This window comes from Streptomyces sp. Ag109_G2-15 (assembly GCF_900215565.1).
GTDB lineage: Bacteria > Actinomycetota > Actinomycetes > Streptomycetales > Streptomycetaceae > Streptomyces > Streptomyces diastatochromogenes.
On the sequence record NZ_OCNI01000002.1, the window covers coordinates 1,950,600 to 1,971,861 of the forward strand.

General features: G+C 71.8%; 19 protein-coding genes. 14 read left to right on the forward strand and 5 right to left on the reverse strand.

Going from position 1 to position 21,262, the window contains the following annotated elements; translation table 11 throughout:
• Positions 1 to 2 precede the first annotated feature (2 nt).
• Positions 3 to 584 (reverse strand): adenylosuccinate lyase, encoded by a 582-nt coding sequence (locus tag CRP49_RS45020; RefSeq protein WP_097259091.1) that lies wholly within the window; start codon positions 582 to 584, stop codon positions 3 to 5.
• A gap of 379 nt (positions 585 to 963) precedes the next feature.
• Here CRP49_RS45020 and CRP49_RS45025 point away from each other — a divergent pair, with 379 nt between their 5' ends.
• The 9 genes from CRP49_RS45025 (at position 964) to pssA (ending at position 11,936) form a co-directional block, all read left to right on the forward strand.
• Complete coding sequence (locus tag CRP49_RS45025; RefSeq protein WP_097259092.1) at positions 964 to 2,769, forward strand: 3-hydroxyacyl-CoA dehydrogenase family protein; 1,806 nt, start codon at positions 964 to 966, stop codon at positions 2,767 to 2,769.
• A 169-nt stretch (positions 2,770 to 2,938) separates the two neighbouring features.
• Complete coding sequence (locus tag CRP49_RS45030) at positions 2,939 to 3,757, forward strand: TetR family transcriptional regulator (protein ID WP_179852059.1); 819 nt, start codon at positions 2,939 to 2,941, stop codon at positions 3,755 to 3,757.
• Between the two features lie 437 nt (positions 3,758 to 4,194).
• Positions 4,195 to 5,532 carry a crotonyl-CoA carboxylase/reductase gene (gene ccrA / locus CRP49_RS45035; RefSeq protein WP_097259366.1) on the forward strand — a complete coding sequence of 446 codons (1,338 nt, stop codon included), beginning with the start codon at positions 4,195 to 4,197 and terminating at the stop codon, positions 5,530 to 5,532.
• Between the two features lie 9 nt (positions 5,533 to 5,541).
• A complete protein-coding gene (locus CRP49_RS45040; protein ID WP_097259094.1) occupies positions 5,542 to 7,569 on the forward strand; it encodes a protein meaA in 2,028 nt (675 codons plus the stop codon).
• Entirely contained in the window at positions 7,566 to 8,525 is a 960-nt protein-coding gene (locus CRP49_RS45045; RefSeq protein ID WP_094220830.1) for a CoA ester lyase, read from the forward strand. The genes CRP49_RS45040 and CRP49_RS45045 overlap by 4 nt, the downstream gene beginning before the upstream one ends.
• Before the next feature lie 5 nt (positions 8,526 to 8,530).
• The gene (locus CRP49_RS45050) at positions 8,531 to 9,058 is read left to right on the forward strand and encodes a MaoC family dehydratase (RefSeq protein WP_097259095.1); all 528 of its coding nucleotides are present in this window, start codon (positions 8,531 to 8,533) and stop codon (positions 9,056 to 9,058) included.
• A 4-nt stretch (positions 9,059 to 9,062) separates the two neighbouring features.
• A complete protein-coding gene (locus CRP49_RS45055) occupies positions 9,063 to 10,268 on the forward strand; it encodes an acyl-CoA dehydrogenase family protein (RefSeq protein WP_031168227.1) in 1,206 nt (401 codons plus the stop codon).
• A gap of 170 nt (positions 10,269 to 10,438) precedes the next feature.
• Positions 10,439 to 11,095 (forward strand): phosphatidylserine decarboxylase, encoded by a 657-nt coding sequence (locus tag CRP49_RS45060; protein ID WP_094220828.1) that lies wholly within the window; start codon positions 10,439 to 10,441, stop codon positions 11,093 to 11,095.
• A 22-nt stretch (positions 11,096 to 11,117) separates the two neighbouring features.
• A complete protein-coding gene (pssA, locus tag CRP49_RS45065; RefSeq protein WP_097259096.1) occupies positions 11,118 to 11,936 on the forward strand; it encodes a CDP-diacylglycerol--serine O-phosphatidyltransferase in 819 nt (272 codons plus the stop codon).
• 137 nt (positions 11,937 to 12,073) lie between these two features.
• Here pssA and CRP49_RS45070 read toward each other — a convergent pair whose 3' ends face one another.
• A complete protein-coding gene (locus tag CRP49_RS45070; RefSeq protein ID WP_257033847.1) occupies positions 12,074 to 13,225 on the reverse strand; it encodes a glycerate kinase in 1,152 nt (383 codons plus the stop codon).
• 149 nt (positions 13,226 to 13,374) lie between these two features.
• Here CRP49_RS45070 and CRP49_RS45075 point away from each other — a divergent pair, with 149 nt between their 5' ends.
• From CRP49_RS45075 to CRP49_RS45090, 4 genes are all read left to right on the forward strand, one after another.
• On the forward strand, positions 13,375 to 14,448 hold the full coding sequence (locus tag CRP49_RS45075; RefSeq protein WP_097259098.1) for an ADP-ribosylglycohydrolase family protein: 1,074 nt from the start codon (positions 13,375 to 13,377) through the stop codon (positions 14,446 to 14,448).
• A 28-nt stretch (positions 14,449 to 14,476) separates the two neighbouring features.
• Positions 14,477 to 14,971: an NUDIX hydrolase gene (locus tag CRP49_RS45080; RefSeq protein WP_097259099.1), complete on the forward strand. Its 495-nt coding sequence runs from the start codon at positions 14,477 to 14,479 to the stop codon at positions 14,969 to 14,971.
• 3 nt (positions 14,972 to 14,974) lie between these two features.
• On the forward strand, positions 14,975 to 15,286 hold the full coding sequence (locus CRP49_RS45085) for a hypothetical protein (protein ID WP_097259100.1): 312 nt from the start codon (positions 14,975 to 14,977) through the stop codon (positions 15,284 to 15,286).
• A gap of 106 nt (positions 15,287 to 15,392) precedes the next feature.
• Positions 15,393 to 16,145 carry a Sir2 family NAD-dependent protein deacetylase gene (locus tag CRP49_RS45090; protein ID WP_097259101.1) on the forward strand — a complete coding sequence of 251 codons (753 nt, stop codon included), beginning with the start codon at positions 15,393 to 15,395 and terminating at the stop codon, positions 16,143 to 16,145.
• A 13-nt stretch (positions 16,146 to 16,158) separates the two neighbouring features.
• Here the strand turns inward: CRP49_RS45090 and CRP49_RS45095 are convergent, their stop codons facing one another.
• Together CRP49_RS45095 and CRP49_RS45100 are read right to left on the reverse strand one after the other, a co-directional pair.
• Complete coding sequence (locus tag CRP49_RS45095) at positions 16,159 to 16,650, reverse strand: methylated-DNA--[protein]-cysteine S-methyltransferase (protein WP_097259367.1); 492 nt, start codon at positions 16,648 to 16,650, stop codon at positions 16,159 to 16,161.
• A 22-nt stretch (positions 16,651 to 16,672) separates the two neighbouring features.
• Complete coding sequence (locus tag CRP49_RS45100; RefSeq protein WP_097259102.1) at positions 16,673 to 18,160, reverse strand: AlkA N-terminal domain-containing protein; 1,488 nt, start codon at positions 18,158 to 18,160, stop codon at positions 16,673 to 16,675.
• Positions 18,161 to 18,342: 182 nt separating this feature from the next.
• Here CRP49_RS45100 and CRP49_RS45105 point away from each other — a divergent pair, with 182 nt between their 5' ends.
• Entirely contained in the window at positions 18,343 to 19,497 is a 1,155-nt protein-coding gene (locus tag CRP49_RS45105) for an MFS transporter (protein ID WP_097259103.1), read from the forward strand.
• Here the strand turns inward: CRP49_RS45105 and CRP49_RS45110 are convergent.
• Positions 19,482 to 21,236 carry a hypothetical protein gene (locus CRP49_RS45110; RefSeq protein WP_143670119.1) on the reverse strand — a complete coding sequence of 585 codons (1,755 nt, stop codon included), beginning with the start codon at positions 21,234 to 21,236 and terminating at the stop codon, positions 19,482 to 19,484. The two genes, CRP49_RS45105 and CRP49_RS45110, sit on opposite strands and share 16 nt — an antisense overlap.
• Positions 21,237 to 21,262: the final 26 nt, after the last annotated feature.

The window sequence follows — 21,262 nt, forward strand, 5'->3', positions numbered from 1 at the left end:
CGTCACCTCTGCCTCTGCTGCGGGATGCGGGCCAGCGCGTGCACCGCCGCCTCGGCGAGCGCCGGATGCGCGAGGGCCTCGCTCAGGACCCGGCGGGCGCGGGCGTCGCCGAGGGTGCCGAGGCCCTCCACGCAGGCCAGGGCCACCCGCCGGTACGGGTCGTGCGGGCTCAGCCGCCGCTCCAGGGTGGTGATCAGCGCGGGCACGGACTCGGGCGCGCGCAGCTCGACCAGGAGCCGTACCGGGTGCAGGGCGTAGGCGACGCGCAGTTCGTTGGTGGCGAGGGCGGCGGCCGCGCGGGCCGTGCGCGGGTCGCCGAGCCGGGCGAGGGCGTGGGCGGCGGAGGCGCAGCGCGGCGGGTCGCGGTGGTTGAGCAGCAGCACCAGGGACTCGAAGGCGCGCCGGTCGCCGGCGACGCCCAGCCGGAAGGCGGCCAGTTCCCTGGCCCACAGCGGCTGTCCCGGCGCGATGAGCACCTCCGCCAGTTCGTCGTGGTCCTCGGTCGCCGCCAGCCGCTCGTACGCCACCGAGCCGCGCGACTCCTGCCGTACGCGTTCCGTGAGTGATCGCCACTCTTCGTCCACGACGACCAGCGTAGGCGGGTCACCCCCGCCGAGGGAGCTACATCACAAACTCGGTCCGGCTCAGGGCTGGCGCGCTCGTTACCCGCCAGTTAAGCTCATTCGAGCGAGTTACCCACTCGCACATCCACTGACGACGGTTTGGTGACGCAGCCGTCGTGAGCGTGGTCGGTTCGGTACATCGGTACCGCTTGCACGACCCGGCTCCGGGACAGGGCCGGTCGGATTCAGCCGCTCCCGGGCGTGTGCACGCCCGCGGCGACGGCCCCCGGGCGTGTGCGCTCGCAGCCCGGCAACACCCGCACTTCTTTCCGCACCGGTGTGCGCCTTCCGGCGCACCCGGCGCGTTCCCAGTCGTCACCCTCATTCCTGGAGTCCCGCGATGGCCACTCCCCTGTCCGACACCCCTCTGTCCCCGCTCAAGACGATCGCCGTCGTCGGTCTCGGCACCATGGGCACCGGCATCACCGAGGTCCTCGCGAAGGCCGGCCGCGAGGTGATCGGCATCGACGTCAGCGAGGCCCAGGCCACGAAGGCCGTCGCCGCCCTGGAGGCCGCCACCGCCCGCGCCGTGGAGCGCGGCCGGCTGACCGAGCAGGAGCGCGCGGACCTCCTGGCCCGGGTCCGCACCTCCACCGACCTCGGCGCGGCGGCCGACGCCGACCTGGTCATCGAGGTGGCCCCGGAGTCGTACGAGATCAAGCACCAGATCTTCCGCGAACTGGACGGCATCGTCCGCCCCGAGACGATCCTCGCGACCGGCACCAACGCCCTGTCGGTCACCCGGCTCGCCGCCGACTCGGCCCGCCCGGAGCGCGTGCTCGGCCTGCACTTCTTCAACCCGGCCCCGGCGATGAAGCTGGTCGAGGTGGTCTCCTCGGTGCTGACCGCGCCGCAGGCCGTCGCCGCGGTCACCGACCTCGCGATCGAGCTGGGCAAGGAGCCGGTCGCGGTCGGCGACCGCCCCGGCTTCGTCGCGGACGGGCTGCTGTTCGGCTACCTCAACCAGGCCGCCGCGATGTACGAGGCCCGGTACGCCTCCCGCGAGGACATCGACGCGGCCATGCGGCTCGGCTGCGGCCTGCCGATGGGCCCCCTCGCCCTGCTGGACCTCATCGGCGTCGACACCGCGCGTACGGTCCTGGAGGCCATGTACGCCGAGTCCGGCGACCGGCTGCACGCCCCCGCCCCGATCCTGAAGCAGCTCAGCGAGGCGGGCCTGACCGGCCGCAAGTCGGGGCGCGGCTTCTACACGTACGAGGCACCGGGCAGCGCCGTGACCGTCCCGGACGCGCTGACCCCGCAGGAGGGGAACACGCAGGTCGCGGCCCGTTCCGTGCGCTCCGTCGGCGTCGCGGGGTCGGGCACGATGGCCTCCGGGATTGCCGAGGTGTTCGCCAAGGCCGGGTACGAGGTCGTCCTGGCCGCCCGCAGCGAGGAGAAGGCCCAGGTCGCCAAGGCCCGGATCGGCAAGTCGCTGGCCCGCTCCGTCGACAAGGGCCGGCTGACCGCCGAGGCCGCCGCCCAGGCGCTGGAGCTGATCACCCCGGCGGGTTCGTACGACGCCTTCGCCGACGTCGACCTGGCCGTCGAGGCGGTCGCCGAGGACCTGGAGATCAAGCAGCAGCTGTTCGCGACGCTGGACAAGGTCTGCAAGCCGGGCGCGGTGCTCGCCACCACCACCTCCTCGCTCCCCGTGGTCGCCTGCGCCCGCGCCACCTCGCGCCCGCAGGACGTGATCGGCATGCACTTCTTCAACCCGGCCCCGGCGATGAAGCTGGTCGAGGTCGTGCGCACGGTCCTGACGGCCGACGACGTCCACGCCACCGTCCGCGAGGTCTGCGCGAAGGTCCGGAAGCACGCCGTGGACTGCGGCGACCGGGCCGGGTTCATCGTGAACGCGCTGCTGTTCCCGTACCTGAACAACGCGGTCAAGATGGTCCAGGAGCACTACGCGTCCCTGGACGACATCGACGCCGCGATGAAGCTGGGCGGCGGCTACCCGATGGGCCCCTTCGAGCTGCTGGACGTCGTCGGTCTGGACGTCTCGCTCGCGATCGAGAAGGTGCTGCACCGCGAGTTCCGCGACCCGGGCCTGGCCCCGGCCCCGCTGCTGGAGCACCTGGTGGCCGCGGGCTGCCTCGGCCGCAAGACCGGCCGCGGCTTCCGCGAGTATGCCCGCCGCTGACGGGCTCGGTGACTGGTTCGACGGTGCCTCGGAGGGCGCGGACTGGGGCGGGCTGCTGGATCCGGTGGCGTTTCCCCCGCTCTCCCGAGCCGGCGGTCCCCCGCCCTCCACGGGCGGGGGAAACCCCGGACCTGCGCATCGAGCTGCGGACATGCAGTACGTTCGGGTCATGCCCCAGCCCGCCAAGTCCTCACGTACACCAGCCACGCCCGACGCGCCGGAAAGTGCCGCAGGCAGTCGCGCCGCCGCCCAGCGGCTGAAAATGCGCCGGGAACTGGCGGCCGCAGCGATGGAACTGTTCGCGACCAAGGGGTACGAGGCGACCACCGTCGACGAGATCGCGGCCGCGGCCGGGGTCGCGCGCCGTACCTTCTTCCGCCACTTCCGCTCCAAGGAAGAGGCGATCTTCCCGGACCACGACGACACGCTGATCCGCGCCGAGGCGGTCCTCAACGCCGCCCCCGCGCACGAGCACCCGCTCGACACCGTGTGCCGAGGCATCAAGGAAGTCATGAAGATGTACGCGGCCCGGCCGGAGATCTCGGTCGCCCGCTACAAGCTGACGCGCGAGGTGCCCACCCTGCGCGAGGCCGAGATCGCCTCGGTCGCCCGTTACGAGCGTCTGTTCACCCGCTATCTGCTCGGCCACTTCGACGAGCACGCGCACGCCGACGACGCCAACGACGACCCGCTGCTCGCCGAGGTGGCCGCCTCGGCCGTCGTCACCGCCCACAACCACGTCCTCAGGCGCTGGCTGCGGGCCGGCGGCCAGGGCGACGTGGAGGCCCAGCTCGACCACGCCTTCGCGATCGTGCGCAAGACCTTCGGCACCGGCATCGGCGCCGGACGCGGCTCGGCGCACAGGCCCGCCGCCGCGGCCCCGGCGACGGTCTCCGCGCACGGCGAGGTGCTCGTGACGGTCGCCCGCACGGACGCCCCGCTGGACGAGGTGATGCGCACCATCGAGGAGGCGCTCAAGGAACGCTGAGCGCGCTGAGCACGCGTTCCCCGCTGTGACGACGGCCACCCCACCGGGTGGCCGTTTTGGCATGTCAGGGGCCCTTTTCCAGCAGATTTCAGAGGCCGTTCGATCGATCATCGCTCATTTGTTACGTAAAGATTTCATCTGAGGCCATCTTCTGGCACTCAGTGCCTTGCGACCTGACACGCGGTGTCATACGTTGAAGGAGTCCGGGCGGCCGGCGCGCAGAGACCAATCGCGCGTCGGCTGTCCCAGCAAGCCGATGGCCTGCACGCCCGGACGCCTGCGTCACAGGCAACCTCCCGCGCCACAAAGCGCTGCCGAAGCACCACCCGCCGAACCGACGGCATCACCCAAAACCCTCAGCAGCACTCTCAGCAGCACCGACGAACCCTCAGCGCCCCTCCCTCAGGGCGCTCACCGCCGGAGGCAATACCGTGACCATGAAGGACATCCTGGACGCGATCCAGTCGCCGGAATCGACGCCGGCCGACTTCGCAGCCCTGCCGCTCCCCGAGTCGTACCGCGCGATCACCGTGCACAAGGACGAGACGGAGATGTTCGCGGGCCTGGAAACCCGCGACAAGGACCCGCGCAAGTCGATCCACCTGGACGAGGTCCCGGTGCCCGAACTGGGCCCGGGCGAGGCCCTGGTGGCCGTCATGGCCTCCTCGGTCAACTACAACTCGGTGTGGACCTCGATCTTCGAGCCGCTGTCCACCTTCGGGTTCCTGGAGCGCTACGGCCGGCTCAGCGAGCTGACCAAGCGCCACGACCTGCCGTACCACATCATCGGCTCCGACCTCGCGGGCGTCGTCCTGCGCACCGGCCCCGGCGTGAACGCCTGGAACCCCGGTGACGAGGTCGTCGCGCACTGCCTGTCCGTCGAGCTGGAGTCCAGCGACGGCCACAACGACACGATGCTCGACCCCGAGCAGCGCATCTGGGGCTTCGAGACCAACTTCGGTGGTCTCGCCGAGATCGCACTCGTCAAGTCCAACCAGCTGATGCCGAAGCCCAAGCACCTCAGCTGGGAGGAGGCCGCGGCCCCGGGCCTGGTCAACTCCACCGCCTACCGCCAGCTGGTCTCCCGCAACGGCGCCGGCATGAAGCAGGGCGACAACGTCCTCATCTGGGGCGCGAGCGGCGGACTCGGCTCGTACGCCACGCAGTTCGCGCTCGCGGGCGGCGCCAACCCGATCTGTGTCGTCTCCAGCGACCAGAAGGCGGACATCTGCCGGTCCATGGGCGCCGAGGCGATCATCGACCGCAACGCCGAGGGCTACAAGTTCTGGAAGGACGAGCAGAACCAGGACCCGCGCGAGTGGAAGCGCTTCGGCAAGCGCATCCGTGAACTCACCGGCGGCGAGGACGTCGACATCGTCTTCGAGCACCCCGGCCGCGAGACCTTCGGCGCCTCGGTCTACGTCACGCGCAAGGGCGGCACCATCGTCACCTGCGCCTCGACGTCCGGCTACAACCACGAGTACGACAACCGCTACCTGTGGATGTCGCTGAAGCGGATCATCGGCTCGCACTTCGCCAACTACCGCGAGGCCTGGGAGGCCAACCGGCTCATCGCGAAGGGCAAGATCCACCCGACCCTGTCGAAGGTCTACTCCCTGGAGGAGACCGGCCAGGCCGCCTACGACGTGCACCGCAACCTCCACCAGGGCAAGGTCGGCGTGCTGTGCCTCGCCCCCGAGGAGGGCCTGGGCGTGCGCGACGAGGAGATGCGCGCCAAGCACATCGACGCCATCAACCGCTTCCGGAACGTCTGAGAGCCTTAGATGACAGAGCGTCAGAAGGACCGTCCGTGGCTGATGCGGACGTACGCCGGCCACTCCACGGCCGAGGCGTCCAACGAGCTGTACCGGCGCAACCTCGCCAAGGGCCAGACCGGTCTGTCGGTGGCGTTCGACCTGCCGACGCAGACCGGCTACGACCCCGACCACATCCTCGCCCGCGGCGAGGTCGGCCGGGTCGGCGTGCCCGTATCGCATCTTGGTGACATGCGCCGTCTCTTCCAGGACATCCCCCTGGAGCAGATGAACACCTCGATGACGATCAACGCCACCGCCATGTGGCTGCTGGCGCTCTACCAGGTCGTCGCCGAGGAGCAGGGCGCGGACATCACCAAGCTCCAGGGCACGACCCAGAACGACATCGTCAAGGAGTACCTGTCCCGGGGCACCCATGTGTTCCCGCCGGGGCCGTCGCTCCGTCTGACGACGGACATGATCGCGTACACGGTCTCCCACATCCCGAAGTGGAACCCGATCAACATCTGCAGCTACCACCTGCAGGAGGCCGGGGCCACGCCGGTGCAGGAGATCGCGTACGCGATGTCCACCGCCATCGCCGTCCTCGACGCCGTGCGCGACAGCGGCCAGGTGCCGCAGGAGCGCATGGGCGACGTGGTCGCGCGCATCTCCTTCTTCGTGAACGCGGGCGTCCGCTTCGTCGAGGAGATGTGCAAGATGCGGGCGTTCGGCCGCATCTGGGACAAGGTCACGCGTGAGCGGTACGGCATCGAGAACCCCAAGCAGCGCCGGTTCCGCTACGGCGTCCAGGTCAACTCGCTCGGCCTGACCGAGGCGCAGCCGGAGAACAACGTCCAGCGGATCGTGCTGGAGATGCTGGCCGTGACCCTCTCCAAGGACGCACGCGCGCGTGCCGTGCAGCTGCCGGCCTGGAACGAGGCCCTGGGCCTGCCCCGGCCCTGGGACCAGCAGTGGTCGCTGCGCATCCAGCAGGTCCTCGCGCACGAGAGCGACCTGCTGGAGTACGAGGACATCTTCGAGGGCTCGCACGTCATCGAGGCGAAGGTCTCCCAGCTGGTCGAGGACTCCCTCGCGGAGATCGAGCGGATCCAGGAGATGGGCGGCGCGATGGCGGCCGTCGAGTCCGGCTACCTCAAGTCGCAGCTGGTTTCCTCGCACGCCGAGCGCCGGGGCCGGATCGAGTCCGGCCAGGAGAAGATCGTCGGCGTCAACATCTTCGAGACGACCGAGCCGAACCCGCTCACCGCCGACCTGGACGCCGCGATCCAGACGGTCGACCCGGCCGTCGAGGCCCGGGTGGTCGCGGCCATCGGGACCTGGCGCGACACGCGCTACCAGCCGCCCTTCAACCACCCGCGCCCGTGCAAGGCGCTGGAGCGGCTGAAGGAGGCCGCCAAGGGCACCGGCAACCTGATGGAGGCCACCCTGGAGTGCGCCCGTGCCGGGGTCACGACCGGCGAGTGGGCGGGCGCCCTGCGGGAGGTGTTCGGCGAGTTCCGGGCGCCGACCGGGGTCTCCTCCGCCCCCATAGCCGTCCCCGTCGAGGCGGGCTCGGCACTCGCCGAGGTCCGTGCCAAGGTGGACGCCACCGCCCGCGAGCTGGGCTCCGGCAAGCTCCGCTTCCTGGTCGGCAAGCCCGGCCTGGACGGGCACTCCAACGGCGCCGAGCAGATAGCCGTCCGCGCGCGTGACGCCGGCTTCGAGGTGGTCTACCAGGGCATCCGGCTCACCCCCGAGCAGATCGTGGACGCCGCCCTGGCGGAGGACGTGCACGCCGTGGGCCTGTCGATCCTGTCCGGCTCGCACGCCCAGCTGGTGCCGGACGTCCTCGAGCGGCTGCGTGTGGCCGGTGCCACAGATATACCGGTGATCGCCGGTGGCATCATCCCCAACGGTGATGCCGAGCAGCTCAGGGAAGCCGGAGTGGCCGCGGTCTTCACCCCGAAGGACTTCGACATCACCGGGATCATCGGCCGCATCGTCGACGAGATCCGGAAAGCGAACAAGCTCGACCCCCTGGAGGTCCCCGCATGACCGTCAACCGTCTTCGTCCGCGGCGTTCCTGCCTCGCCGTGCCGGGGAGCAACCCCCGCTTCCTGGAGAAGGCGCAGGGCCTCCCGGCCGACCAGGTCTTCCTGGACCTGGAGGACGCGTGTGCGCCGCTCGCCAAGCCGGAGGCCCGGCACACCATCGTCAAGTTCCTCAACGAGGGCGACTGGACGGGCAAGACGCGGGTCGTGCGCGTCAACGACTGGACGACCGAGTGGACGTACCGCGATGTCGTGACGGTGGTCGAGGGCGCCGGCCAGAACCTCGACTGCATCATGCTGCCGAAGGTGCAGAACGCCGAGCAGATCGTCGCCCTGGACCTGCTGCTGACGCAGATCGAGAAGACCATGGGCTTCGAGGTCGGCAAGATCGGCATCGAGGCGCAGATCGAGAACGCCCAGGGCCTCAACAACGTCAACGCGATCGCCCAGGCCTCGCCGCGCGTCGAGACGATCATCTTCGGCCCGGCCGACTTCATGGCCTCCATCAACATGAAGTCGCTGGTCGTGGGCGAGCAGCCGCCCGGCTACCCGGCGGACGCCTACCACTACATCCTGATGAAGATCCTGATGGCCGCCCGCGCCAACAACCTCCAGGCGATCGACGGCCCCTACCTGCAGATCCGCAACATCGACGGCTACCGCGAGGTCGCCCAGCGCGCCGCGGCCCTGGGCTTCGACGGCAAGTGGGTGCTGCACCCGGGCCAGGTCGAGGCGTCCAACGAGATCTTCTCGCCCTCCCAGGAGGACTACGACCACGCCGAGCTGATCCTGGACGCGTACGACTACTACACGTCCGAGGCGGGCGGCAAGAAGGGCTCCGCGATGCTCGGCGACGAGATGATCGACGAGGCCAGCCGCAAGATGGCCCTGGTCATCTCCGGCAAGGGACGCGCCGCCGGCATGCAGCGCACGTCGAAGTTCGAGATCCCGGAGGCCTGAGCACGATGCAGTTCGGACGCACCTACGAGGAGTTCGAGGTCGGGGCGACGTACAAGCACTGGCCGGGGAAGACGGTCACGGAGTACGACGACCACCTGTTCTGTCTCCTCACCATGAATCACCACCCGCTCCACATGGACACCAACTATGCGGAGAAGACGACGGACTTCGGCAAGAACGTCGTCGTCGGGAACTACATCTACTCGCTGCTGCTCGGCATGTCCGTCCCGGACATCTCCGGCAAGGCGATCGCCAACCTGGAGATCGAGTCGCTCAAGCACGTGGCGCCGACCTTCCACGGCGACACGATCTACGGCCAGACGACCGTGCTCGACAAGTGGCCGTCCAAGTCGAAGAACGACCGCGGCATCGTCTACGTCGAGACCAAGGGCTACAAGCAGGACGGCACCCTGGTGTGCGTCTTCCGCCGCAAGGTCATGGTGCCCACCGAGACGTACATCAAGGAGCGCGGCGGCGAGCAGCCCGGCCGCCCGGAGCTGCGTGACATTTCAAAGCGTGAGCAGGAGAAGTAGAGCCATGGCCCGTCTCGCCCAGACCGCCGGTCTGACCGACGTCCAGCAGGAGATCCTCTCCACCGTTCGGGACTTTGTCGACAAGGAGATCATCCCTGTCGCGACCGAGCTGGAGCACCGCGACGAGTACCCGCAGCAGATCGTGGACGGCCTGAAGGAACTCGGCCTGTTCGGTCTGATGATCCCCGAGGAGTACGGGGGCCTGGGCGAGTCGCTCCTCACCTACGCGCTGTGCGTGGAGGAGATCGCCCGTGGCTGGATGTCGGTGTCCGGCATCATCAACACGCACTTCATCGTCGCGTACATGCTCAAGCAGCACGGCACGCAGGAGCAGAAGGACCACTTCCTGCCGCGCATGGCGGCCGGCGACATCCGGGGCGCGTTCTCGATGTCGGAGCCGGGCCTGGGCTCCGATGTGTCGGCCATCACATCGAAGGCGGTCAAGGACGGCGACGAGTACGTCCTGAACGGTCAGAAGATGTGGCTGACCAACGGCGGCACCTCGTCGCTGGTGGCCGTCCTGGTCCGAAGTGACGAAGGACACCCCGAGGGGACGGCGCCCCACAAGTCGATGACGACCTTCCTGATCGAGAAGGAGCCCGGCTTCGGCGAGGTCCGCCCCGGCCTCACCATCCCGGGCAAGATCGAGAAGATGGGCTACAAGGGCGTCGACACCACCGAGCTGATCATGGACGGCCTGCGCCTTCCGGCCGATCGGGTGCTCGGCGGCGTCACCGGCCGAGGTTTTTACCAAATGATGGACGGAGTCGAGGTCGGCCGCGTCAACGTGGCGGCGCGCGGCTGCGGTGTCGCCCAGCGCGCGTTCGAGCTGGGTGTCCAGTACGCCCAGCAGCGGCACACGTTCGGCAAGCCGATCGCCCAGCACCAGGCCATCCAGTTCAAGCTGGCGGAGATGGCCACCAAGGTCGAGGCCGCGCATGCCATGATGGTCAACGCGGCACGCAAAAAGGACTCCGGAGAACGAAACGACCTCGAGGCAGGGATGGCGAAGTACCTCGCCTCCGAGTACTGCAAGGAGGTCGTGGAGGATGCCTTCCGGATCCACGGCGGCTACGGCTTCTCCAAGGAGTACGAGATCGAGCGCCTCTACCGGGAGGCTCCGATGCTGCTCATCGGTGAAGGTACCGCCGAGATCCAGAAAATGATCATCGGGCGCAGGCTGCTCGAAGAGTATCGATTCCAGGGCTGATTGTCCGGATACGGGGTGTTTTCTTCGAGAAGAAGATCACACCCCGTAGGCACTCTTCAGCCGCCGACTCGGCTTCCTGGCTTGCCCAGTTGTAGCCCACGCCCGGTACGATCCCGGGAAAGCCGCCGTCCCCCGTCAGAGCGCGGCATCATCCGCTACGAAGGTCATCCATGCCCCACAGCCAAACCTCTGCACCTCGCGACCGCCAGGTCGGCGTACGCCTCGCGCGCGGAGCATCGCCGTGGCTTCTCCCGACCGTCGCCACCGCAGCCCTCAGCCTGGCCCGCGCCCGTCGCTCCGGCGCCGCCAAGGCCGTCGCCGTGCCCGCCACCGCGCTCGCGGCGGGCATGCTGTGGTTCTTCCGCGACCCCGAGCGTGAGATCGCCCAGGGCCGTGTCATCTCGCCCGCCGACGGTGTGGTGCAGAGCATCATGCCCTGGAAGGACGGCCGCACCCGGGTCGCGATCTTCATGAGCCCGCTCAACGTCCACGTCAACCGCGCGCCCCTCGCGGGCACGGTGACGTCCGTCGAGCACATCCCCGGCGGCTTTGTTCCGGCTTTCAACAAGGAGAGCGAGAACAACGAGCGCGTAGTCTGGCATTTCGACACCGAACTCGGCGACATCGAGATGATCCAGATCGCCGGCGCGGTGGCCCGCCGCATCGTGCCCTACCTCCCGGAGGGCACGAAGGTCGAGCAGGGCGACCGAATCGGTCTGATCCGCTTCGGCTCGCGTGTCGACCTCTACCTGCCCGAGGGCGTGGAGGTCGCGGTCGAGGTCGGCCAGAAGACCGTGGCTGGGGTGACTCGCATTGACCGTGATTGATCCGGAGACCCAGGCGGGCTGGGTGCCCGAGGCCGACGAGGTGGACGACGAGGAGGAGATGCCCCTTTCTCTCCGCCTCTCAATAGCGGACACCCTGACGCTGGGCAACGCCACGTGCGGCTTCATGGCGGTGTACTTCACCACCACCGGCATCCTGATCCCGCACCTCACGGGCGACCAGGAGACGGGCATGGCCCGCCACAGCGCGGCCACGGCGGTCATCCTGATGCTCTGCGCGGCCGTCTTCGACCTGTTCGACGGACTGGTCGCCCGCAAGCTGCGCTCGTCGCCGATGGGCGCGGAGCTGGACAACCTGTCCGACCTGATCAGCTTCGGCCTCGCGCCCGCGTACTTCGTCCTCGTCTACGGCATGGTCGCGGACGACGCGCACCAGCGCATGGCGGCGCTCGGGGCAATCGTGGTGCTCCTGGCCGTCGTACTGCGGCTGGCGCGGTTCTCGTGCGTGACGCCGAGGAACGGCATGTTCCAGGGCATGCCGTCGCCGTTCGGCGCGCTGACGGTCGTCTCGATCGTGCTGCTGGAGCTGCCCTTCGTGGCGACGCTGCTGGCGATCCTGGGCACCGCGTGGCTGATGGTGAGCCGGGTGGAGTACCCGAAGCCGCGGGGTCGCCTCGCCGGCGCCATGCTGTCCTGGATCGTCCTGTCCATGGGCCTCCTGGCCGCCTGGGCGTTCGACGCCCCCAGCGGTCAGCTGCTCCTCCAGACGGGCTGCGCCCTGCAGCTGGTCATGGGCGCGGTGATCCCGCTGTTCGCCACGGCTCGCCGGGTGAACAACTTCCGCGACAACCGGCGTGAGGCGCGGGCTGCGCAGTTGCCGTAGCGGCGCCTATGCCGAGGGCCCCGGACCCAAGTTTGGGTTCGGGGCCCTTCGCTTTGTGCGCGCCCGGCGTCCGGGTGGCCGGTCTGAGGGCTCCGCCCCCAGACCCCGGGTCCCTGGGGACGGAGCCCCCAGGGGCCTCAGCCCAGGTAGTCCTCGGCGATGCGGGCGGCGACGCGTTCCAGGATCGGGCCGGCGTCCGCGATGCACTTGGCGACGTCGGGCTCGACCGAGGTGAGGGGGTAGGCCCGCCCGATACCGGCCCGCAGCAACGCCTCCTCCGGGAGGGCGAGCCGGCCGCACACCGCGACGACCTCCTTGCCCGCGGCCCGGGCGGCGGCGGCGACCCCTGCGGGTGCCTTGCCGTGGAGGGTCTGCGCGTCCAGCGAACCCTCACCGGTGATCACCAGCGAGGCCCGCTCCAGCGCCGGTGCGAAGCCCAGCACGTCCAGCATGACCTCGATGCCGGGCCGGAAGCGGGCGCCCAGGAGCAGGGCGCCGTACCCGATACCGCCGGCGGCGCCCGCGCCAGGCGCCGCCGCGTGCTCGGCGGCACGCGACCCCACGGCCGCCTCCAGGACCTTGGCGAAGTGGGCGAGCGCCGCGTCCAGCGTCGCCACGTCGTCCGGTGAGGCCCCCTTCTGCGGGCCGTACACCGCGGGCGCGCCCTTCGGCCCGGTCAGCGGATTGTCGACGTCGCTGGCGAGCACCAGCTCCACGGAGGACAGACGCGGGTCCAGGCCGGACAGGTCCGCGCGGGCCAGTTCGGCGAGACCGCCGCCGCCCGGCGGGACCGGATCCCCGTCCTCGTCCAGGAAGCGGGCGCCCAGCGCCGACAGCATCCCGGCACCGCCGTCCGTCGTGGCGCTCCCGCCGACGCCGAACACGATCGTCCGCGCGCCCGCGTCCAGCGCGGCCCGCAGCAGCTCCCCGGAGCCGTACGTGGAGGCGGTCAGCGGCGCGAAGACACCGGCCGGCAGCCGCTGCAGGCCGCTCGCCTCGGCCATCTCCACGACCGCGGTGTCGCCGCGCAACGCGAACGCGGCCGTGACCTCCTGGCCCAGCGGCCCGGCCACCCGGATCTCGCGCCGCTCGAAGCCGGCCGCGACCGCCGCGTCGACGGTGCCGTCGCCGCCGTCGGCCACGGGCAGCGCCTCGACCTCGACGCCGGGCACGACCCGGCGCAGCCCGGCCGTCACCCGCTCGGCGACCTGCACGGCCGTCAGCGAGCCCTTGAACTTGTCCGCGGCGATGAGCACCCTGCGGGTCTCGTTCACTGCAGCGTCCGCCACCTTGCTTTCCCCTTGCTCTCCGGGCCCCGCGCACGTCAGGGCCAGTCGCGCCGCTGCGACCTTAACCGGAGGACACCCCCGCCGTCATGCTCCGACCGAACCCTGAGCAGCCCCTGGGAGCCGGCTGGGAAATCGGGTAGACCCCAGCCATGAGCAATCAGGGCACCGCGGCGGACCTCGCCGACCGCATCCACGGGGGCTGGCTGGGCCGGATCGCGGGCAACATGCTCGGCAAACCGGTCGAGCAGGGCGAGGTGTGGACCCGCGAGCGCATCGACCGCTATCTGCGGCAGGCCGCCGCCCTGCCGCTCACCGACTACCTGCCCGAGCCCGCCGACGCGGCCGACGGCGCCGTACTGCGCCCGGAGTGGCACCAGTGCGTGCGCGGCCGTATCCACGGCAGCTGCCGCGACGACGACGTCGACTACGCCATCCTCGGCCTGCACCTGCTGGAGACCCACGGCTTCGGCTTCAGCACCGAACAGGTCGGCGACCTGTGGCTGCTCAGACTGCCGTACCTGCAGACCTTCACCGCGGAACGGGCGGCGTACCGCAACCTCGCGAACGGTCTGAAGCCGCCGCTGACGGCGACGTACGACAACCCGTACCAGGAGTGGATCGGTGCGCTGATCCGCGCCGACGTCTACGGCTGGACCTGCCCCGGCGACCCGTCCCGCGCCGCCTCGCTGGCCCGTCGGGACGCCGTGCTCTCGCACACCGGCAACGGCGTCTACGGCGCGATGTTCGCGGCCGCGCTGATCTCGGCGGCCTTCACCGCGCCGGGTGTGCGGGAGGCGCTGGACACCGCGCTCGCCGTGATCCCGGCGAGCAGCCGCCTTGCCCGTACCGTGCGCCGGGTCGTGTCCCTGCACGAGACCCGGCTGCCCTGGGAGGAGACGCTGGCCACGGTGTCCGCGGAGACCGCCGGCCTCGGCTGGATCCACACCGTCCCGAACGCGGCCGTCCTCACGGCCGGGCTGCTCTACGGCGACGGCGACTTCACCCGGACCCTCGCCCTCACCGTCCGCGGCGGCCTGGACACCGACTCCAACGGCGCCACGGCCGGCTCGGTGGCCGGGGTGCTCAGCGGTGCGGCGGCCATCCCCACCCAGTGGAAGGACCCGCTCGAGGACACGGTGCGGAGCGCGGTGTTCGGGTTCGACGGCGTACGGATCAGTGCGCTGGCCGAGCGCACCCTGCGCCTGGTGTCACCGGCGCCGTAGCCGTCCGGCACTTGGCTACGCTTCCCGGGTGACCACGACTGACGACTTCGCCACGTACATCGCGAGCCTCCCCCGTGTCCTCGCCGGTGCCGCCGCGCTCTTCCGGGACGACGAGGGGCGCGTGCTGCTCGTCGAGCCCAACTACCGTGAGGGCTGGGCCCTTCCGGGCGGCACGATCGAGTCGGACGACGGCGAGACGCCCCGCCAGGGGGCGCGCCGCGAGACGCTCGAGGAGATCGGCCTGGACCGGGAGCTGGGCGGACTCCTGGCGGTGGACTGGGTGCGCGGCGCGGGCCGGCCGCCGCTGGTGGCGTACCTGTACGACGGGGGTGTCCTGCCCGAGGCCGACTTCAAGGCCATCCGGCTGCAGGAGGAGGAGCTGCTGTCCTGGCGCCTGGTGCCCCGCGAGGAGATCCCCGACTACCTGCCCGACGCCCTCGGCCGCCGCGTCCTGGCCGCGCTGGACGTCCTGGCCCAGGGCACGGGCACGGTGGAACTGGAGAACGGCCACCCGGTGGCCTAGGCGATGTCCCGCCCCGCCCACCCGGACGACGACCGCGGCTGCATACGCCTGGTCCTCGCCGTACCCCTGGCCCTGCTCACCCTCACCGCCGCGTTCTTCTGCTGGACCGCGCTGACCATCCGTCCCTCGGGCCCCTGGGACGACGAGGCGTACGCCGGGATCGTCCTGTCCTGCGTCCTGACGCTCACGGCCACGGCCGCCGCGCTGCTCCTGCGGCTGCTGCCGTCGGTACGGCGGTTCGTGGGGTGGGGCTGGGTGACGCCGGCGCTGGCCCTGGGGGTGGTGGCGGCGGTGCGGTGGGCTGGGGTCGGCTGAAAGGTGGCCTGAGGGACGCGGGGCGACTCGGCCGGGCGGCACCGGCTCCCCTGGCCGACCGATATCCGTTCGCGGCCCCCGGCCCGCCCGGCCTACCCTCGACCGCATGAGCAAGCCCAAGCCCCTCGTCGCCGTGCTCAGCGGGGCCGGCATCTCCACCGACTCCGGTATTCCGGACTACCGCGGGCCCAACGGGCTGTGGCGGCGGGACCCGGAGGCCGAGAAGCTGGTCACGTACGAGTACTACATGAGCGATCCGGAGATCCGGCGGCGCTCGTGGCAGATGCGGCGCAAGAACCGGACGCTGCACGCCGAGCCCAACGCCGCACACCTGGCGATCGCGGAGCTGGAGAGGTCCGGGGTCCCGGTGCGGGTGATCACGCAGAACGTGGACGGACTGCACCAGCTGGCCGGGCTGCCCGCCCGCAAGGTCCTGGAGCTGCACGGCACCGCACGCAGTGTCGTCTGTACGAACTGTCACGCCCGCGGTCCGATGGAGGACGCGCTGGCCCGGGTCGAGGCCGGTGAGGAGGATCCGCCGTGCCTGGAGTGCGGCGGGATCCTGAAGTCGGCGACCGTGATGTTCGGTCAGCGGCTCGACCCGGTCGTCCTCGGCGAGGCGCTCGCCATCACCAAGGCCTGCCAGGTGTTCATCGCGGTCGGCACCAGCCTGCAGGTCCAGCCCGCCGCCGGACTCGCCGGCGTCGCCGCCGACAACGGCGCCCGCCTGATCATCGTGAACGCCGAGCCGACGCCGTACGACGAACTCGCCGACGAGGTCGTACGGGAACCGATCGGCACGGCACTGCCGAAGCTGCTGCGCCGCTTGGGCGAGGGGGACCAGGGCCTGTCCGGCTGATCGGCACTCGACGCTAGAACAGGGCCGTCCCCCGCTCGAAGTCCAGCAGGCGGCGCTTGCGGTCCAGGCCGCCGCCGTAGCCGGTGAGGTCGCCGCCCGCGCCGATGACGCGGTGGCAGGGCACGATGATGCCGATCGGGTTCTTGCCGTTGGCGAGGCCGACCGCGCGGGAGGCCCTGGGGTTGCCGAGGGCGTCGGCGAGTTCGCCGTAGGAGCGGGTCTCGCCGTACGGGATGCGGGTCAGCTGGTCCCAGACGTCGCGCTGGAACGGGGTGCCGTGCAGCCGGAGTTCGAGGGTGAAATCCGTCAACTCGCCCGCGAAGTAGGCAGACAGCTGCTCGACGGCCTCGGTGAACGGGGTGTCGTCGGGCGTGCCGAAGGTCTCCTCCGGCGGGCGGTGGCGCTGGTCGGTCATGTAGAGGCCGCACAGGACGCCGTCGTCGGCGACGAGGGTGAGGGGGCCGTAGGGGCTGTCGATGACGGTGTGCCGTTTCGTCTCGCTCATGTCGCTCATCTCGCGGAGATCCTTACACAGGCAGGAAGTTGATCGGGTGGCTGTCCGTGGCCCACAGATACTGGACCGCGTAGGCCCGCCAGGGTCGCCAGGCCTCGGCGCGGGCGGTGAGCGCGGCCGGGGTGGCGGGCAGGCCCAACTCCCCTGCGGCGCGGCGGATTCCGAGGTCGGTGGCGAGGAAGGCGTCGGGGTCGCCGAGGGCGCGCATGGCGATGACGTCGACCGTCCAGGGTCCGAAGCCGGGCAGCTCCAGGAGCCGGGCTCGGGTTTCCGCCCAGTCGGAGTCCACTCCCAAGTGGATTGTTCTGTCAGCGAGTTGACGGACGAGGGTGGTGAACGTGGTGCGCCGGGTGCGGGGCATGGCCAGGGTCTCGGGGTCCACTGCGGCCAGCGCCTCGGGGGTCGGGAACAGGTGGGTGAGTCCCCCCTCGGGGTCGTCCAGGGGCTTGCCGTGGGCGGTGACCAGGCGGGCCGCGTGGGTGCGCGCGGCGGCCGTGGAGACCTGCTGCCCGAGCACGGCCCGGACGGCGAACTCGGCCTCGTCGACCGTGCGCGGCACCCGGCGGCCCGGCGCCTTGTCGACCAGGGGCGCGAGGAACGGGTCGGTGCGCAGGTGGTCGTCGACCGCCACCGGGTCGGCGTCGAGGTCGAGCATGCGCCGGCAGCGGCTGGTGGCCACGGTCAGATCGCGCAGGTCGCTGAGGGTGAGGCGGCAGGCGATGTGGTCGGGTTTCGGGGTGAGCGCGACGATTCCGTGTCCGTACGGCAGCCGCAGCGCGCGCCGGTAGGCGCCGTCCCGCCACTCCTCCACGCCCGGTACGGCCGTGGCGGCCAGGTGGCCGAAGAGGTTGTCGGGGTTGAGCGGGGCACGGAACGGCAGCCGCAGCACGAGGGTCCCGGGGGTGCCCGGGGCACTGGTCCGGCCCTTCGGCGCCCGGGCGCGCAGCTCGCTCGGGGAGAGGGCGAAGACCTCGCGGACGGTGTCGTTGAAGGTGCGGATGGAGGAGAAGCCGGCCGCGAAGGCGATCTCCGCCATGGGCAGCGGGGTCGTCTCGACGAGCAGCCGGGCGGTCTGGGCGCGCTGGGCGCGGGCGAGGGCGAGGGGTCCGGCGCCCAGCTCGGCGAGCAGCTGCCGCTCCACCTGCCGGGTGCTGTAGCCGAGCCGGGCGGCGAGCCCGGGCACGCCTTCGCGGTCCACGACCCCGTCGGCGATCAGCCGCATGGCCCGGGCCACCAGGTCGGCGCGCTGGTTCCACTCCGGGGAGCCGGGGCTGGTGTCGGGGCGGCAGCGCTTGCAGGCCCGGAAGCCGGCCTGCTGGCAGGCGGCCGCGCTCGGGTAGAAGGTCATGTTCTCCGCCTTGGGCGGGACGACCGGGCAGCTGGGCCGGCAGTAGATGCGGGTGGTCAGGACGGCCGTGAAGAACCACCCGTCGAACCGCGCGTCCTTGGACTGCACGGCGCGTACGCAGTGCTCCCGGTCGAAGTGCGTCCCTGTCTGCATGCGTCCAGCATCGACCAGCGTCCGGGTCGTCCGCTGGCGAGAATCCGACATGTACCTGGCGGTGACCAGGGATCACCGGGAGCCCCGCGGGCCCTGGCTACGATGCCGCCATGGGCCACGGAGCCGTCACTCCCGCACCCGGTGACGCCTCCGCACACCCGGAAGGCGGGTCCCGGGCCCGGATGTGGCCGCTGTACGCCGCCGGTTTCACCACCGCGTTCGGCGCGCACGGGGTCGCCGCGAGCCTCGGGGCGCGTTCTGCGGACGCGGTCACCTCGCTGCTGGTGCTGGGCGGCCTGCTCGCGCTGTACGACGGCGCGGAGGTGCTGCTGAAACCGGTGTTCGGCACGCTGGCCGACCGGGTGGGGGCGCGCCCGGTGCTGCTCGGCGGGCTGGCCGCGTTCGCCGCCGCCTCCGCGCTGTACGCCGTCGCGGGCAGTCCCGGCTGGCTGTGGGCGGCCCGCCTGGGCCAGGGGGCCGCCGCCTCCGCCTTCTCCCCCGCCGCCTCGGCGCTGGTCGCCCGGCTCAACCCGGGGGTCCGGCACGGGCGGGCGTTCGGGAGCTACGGCTTCTACAAGTCCCTCGGCTACACGCTCGGCCCGCTGCTCGGCGGAGTGCTGGTGTGGGCGGGCGGGCTGCGGCTGCTGTTCGCGGTGCTGGCGGTGCTGGCCGCGGTGGTGGCGGGCTGGGCGCTGGCCGCCGTACCGCGCGTGCCGCCGCTCCCCCGGCGCCGGCAGACCCTGCTGGACCTCGGGCGGCGGCTGGCTGACCCGGTCTTCCTGGTGCCGACGGCCGCGCTCGCCGGGGCGACGGCCGCGTTGTCGGCCGGGGTGGGCTTCCTGCCGGTGTCGGGTGCGGCGGCGGGCCTGGGCACGGTGGCGACGGGGGCGGCGGTGTCCGTGCTGGCGGCCTGTGGGGCGGTCGTCCAGCCGCGCGCCGGGCGGGCGCTGGACGCCGGACGCCTCGGCCTCCGCACCGGTCTCGTCTGCGGTCTGCTGCTCGCGGCGGCGGGGCTGGCCGCGGCGATGCTGCCCGGCCTCACCGGCATCCTCCTCGCCGCGACCCTGATCGGCACCGGCACCGGCCTGATCACCCCGCTGGGCTTCGCGGCCCTCGCCTCGGGCACGCCCGCCGAGCGGCTGGGCCAGACCATGGGGGCGGCGGAGCTGGGCCGTGAACTGGGTGATGCGGGCGGGCCGTTGCTGGTCGCGGTGGTTGCCTCTGCCACGACCCTGGCGTACGGCTTCGGAGCGCTTGCGGTGGTTCTGGCCGCGGGGCCCGCCGTTGCGGCGGGCGTGGCGGTCAGGGGCAGGCGTGATGTTCAGGGGCAGACGTAGGTGAAGCCCGCCTTCGCCTCCAGCGGGGCTCGCTGGTGCGCGATCCGTAGCCGGGCGGTGCCGCGGAAGCGGCCGGGGCCGCGGACCGTCCAGCGCAGGTGCACCCTGAGCCGGCGCTCACCCTTGTGGGCGGTGCGGACCAGCTCGCCCGAGTCCTGGCCGTCCCCGCGCAGCCATCGGTACGTGACGGGTCCCGCCTGTCCGTCGGTGGTGACGACACCGACCAGGTCGGCCGTCTGGCCGCAGTGCAGGGTCCCTGCGGGGGCCTGGACCTGGACGGCGACGACCGCGGGGGTGGGGGTGGGGCGCATCAGCAGCCAGAGCAGGACGGCGGCTATCGCCACGACTGCGGTGCTGATGAGCCAGCCCCGGCGTCTTCGACGCGGGGGCTGCGGCGTGGGTACGGGGGCTTCGGTACGCCACCGGGCTCGCAGCGCGTGCTGTTCGTCGGCGGGGATCCCGGGGCCGAACCGGAGCAGGATCTCGCCGGAGTTCTCCCCAGGAGGTGCTGGGGGCGAGGTGACACGGTGGCGCTTGCCGAGGACGGTGGCCTGGGTGTCCGGGGGTGTCTTGCCGGGTGCGGGTGCGGGTGCGGGTGCGTTGTGGGGAACCCATACCCGGCCTTCGGCCGGGTATGGGTTCCCACCCGCACCACCCGTGCGGCTTTCGTGGTCGGGTGCGGGTGGCCCCTGTGGGGCGGAAGCGCCGTCGGCGGGTGCGGGGCGTGGGTGGGGCGTGCGGGGGGCGTGGTCCGGGGCCGGTGGCCCCTGTGGGGCGGAAGCGCCGTCGGCGGGTGCGGGGCGTGGGTGGGGCGTGCGGGGGGCGTGGTCCGGGGCCGGTGGCCCCACTGGGGCGGAAGCGGCGTCGGCGGGTGCGGAGAGTGGGTGGGGCGTGCGGGGGGCGTGGTCAGGTGCCGGTGGCCCCACTGGGGCGGAAGCGGCGCCGGCGGGTGGGGGTGTGGTCCGTGGGGCGAATGGTGGAGTCGCCGCTGCCGCTGCCGTGCGCAGGGCCGTGCGGCGTAGGAAGTTCGCCGGGAGGGCCGCGTGCCCGGCAACCAGGGCGGCCCGGGCCGCCGGTAGTCCCTCGGACTCGGCGGTGGTGGCGCAGTGGGCGAACAGGTCCGCCGCGGGGGTTCCGGCCTGGGTCCAGGCGGCGCCGAGGGTGCGGGCCAGGGCGGCCCAGGCGGCGGTGTCGGCCGCCCGGCGGTCCGGGTGCGGGAGGTCACCCGGCAGTCGTACGGCCGCCGCCGGCGCGTCGCCCAGCACCGCGCTCAGCCCCGTCTCGGCCAGCAGGGCCACGCCGTCCACGGCCAGGACCACGGTGTCCGGGGCGAGTGAGCCGTGGGTCAGGCCTGCCGTGTGCAGGGCCAGCAGGGTCTGTGCGGTCTCGTTGAGGATGCTCGCCGCGCTGCCCGCGTCCGGGCGGGGGCCGTCGGCGGACAGGATGTCGGCGAGCGTGGGGGCCGGCGGCCGGGCCGTGAGCAGCCACACCGCGTCGGCTTCGGCGACGAGGTCGACCGTGCCGAGCAGCCCGGGCAGCCGGAGCTTCGCTGTGGCGAGCACCGCGGCGGCCAGGCGCTCGCGCGTGCCCTGCGGCCCGAGCAGGGCCGGGTCGATGCGCAGCGCCCCGCGCACGGGCCCGCCGGAACCGTCCGGGAGCAGGGCGTGCCAGGTGCCGAAGCGCGCGTCCCGTGACCAGCCGGACAGGGGCCGGCCGGCCACTGCGGTGGCTGTCGTCATGTCGATCCGTTCTCGTGGGGCGGTGT

Coding starts and splice junctions, on each gene's coding strand:
- CRP49_RS45040 (WP_097259094.1), top strand. CDS start 5,542: ATGACAGAGCGTCAGAAGGACCGTCCGTGGCTGATGCGGACGTACGCC.
- CRP49_RS45030 (WP_179852059.1), top strand. CDS start 2,939: ATGCCCCAGCCCGCCAAGTCCTCACGTACACCAGCCACGCCCGACGCG.
- CRP49_RS45110 (WP_143670119.1), bottom strand. CDS start 21,236: ATGACGACAGCCACCGCAGTGGCCGGCCGGCCCCTGTCCGGCTGGTCA.
- CRP49_RS45025 (WP_097259092.1), top strand. CDS start 964: ATGGCCACTCCCCTGTCCGACACCCCTCTGTCCCCGCTCAAGACGATC.
- CRP49_RS45095 (WP_097259367.1), bottom strand. CDS start 16,650: ATGAGCGAGACGAAACGGCACACCGTCATCGACAGCCCCTACGGCCCC.
- CRP49_RS45055 (WP_031168227.1), top strand. CDS start 9,063: ATGGCCCGTCTCGCCCAGACCGCCGGTCTGACCGACGTCCAGCAGGAG.
- CRP49_RS45105 (WP_097259103.1), top strand. CDS start 18,343: ATGTGGCCGCTGTACGCCGCCGGTTTCACCACCGCGTTCGGCGCGCAC.
- ccrA (WP_097259366.1), top strand. CDS start 4,195: ATGAAGGACATCCTGGACGCGATCCAGTCGCCGGAATCGACGCCGGCC.
- CRP49_RS45100 (WP_097259102.1), bottom strand. CDS start 18,160: ATGCAGACAGGGACGCACTTCGACCGGGAGCACTGCGTACGCGCCGTG.
- CRP49_RS45060 (WP_094220828.1), top strand. CDS start 10,439: ATGCCCCACAGCCAAACCTCTGCACCTCGCGACCGCCAGGTCGGCGTA.
- CRP49_RS45085 (WP_097259100.1), top strand. CDS start 14,975: ATGTCCCGCCCCGCCCACCCGGACGACGACCGCGGCTGCATACGCCTG.
- CRP49_RS45045 (WP_094220830.1), top strand. CDS start 7,566: ATGACCGTCAACCGTCTTCGTCCGCGGCGTTCCTGCCTCGCCGTGCCG.
- CRP49_RS45090 (WP_097259101.1), top strand. CDS start 15,393: ATGAGCAAGCCCAAGCCCCTCGTCGCCGTGCTCAGCGGGGCCGGCATC.
- CRP49_RS45050 (WP_097259095.1), top strand. CDS start 8,531: ATGCAGTTCGGACGCACCTACGAGGAGTTCGAGGTCGGGGCGACGTAC.
- CRP49_RS45075 (WP_097259098.1), top strand. CDS start 13,375: ATGAGCAATCAGGGCACCGCGGCGGACCTCGCCGACCGCATCCACGGG.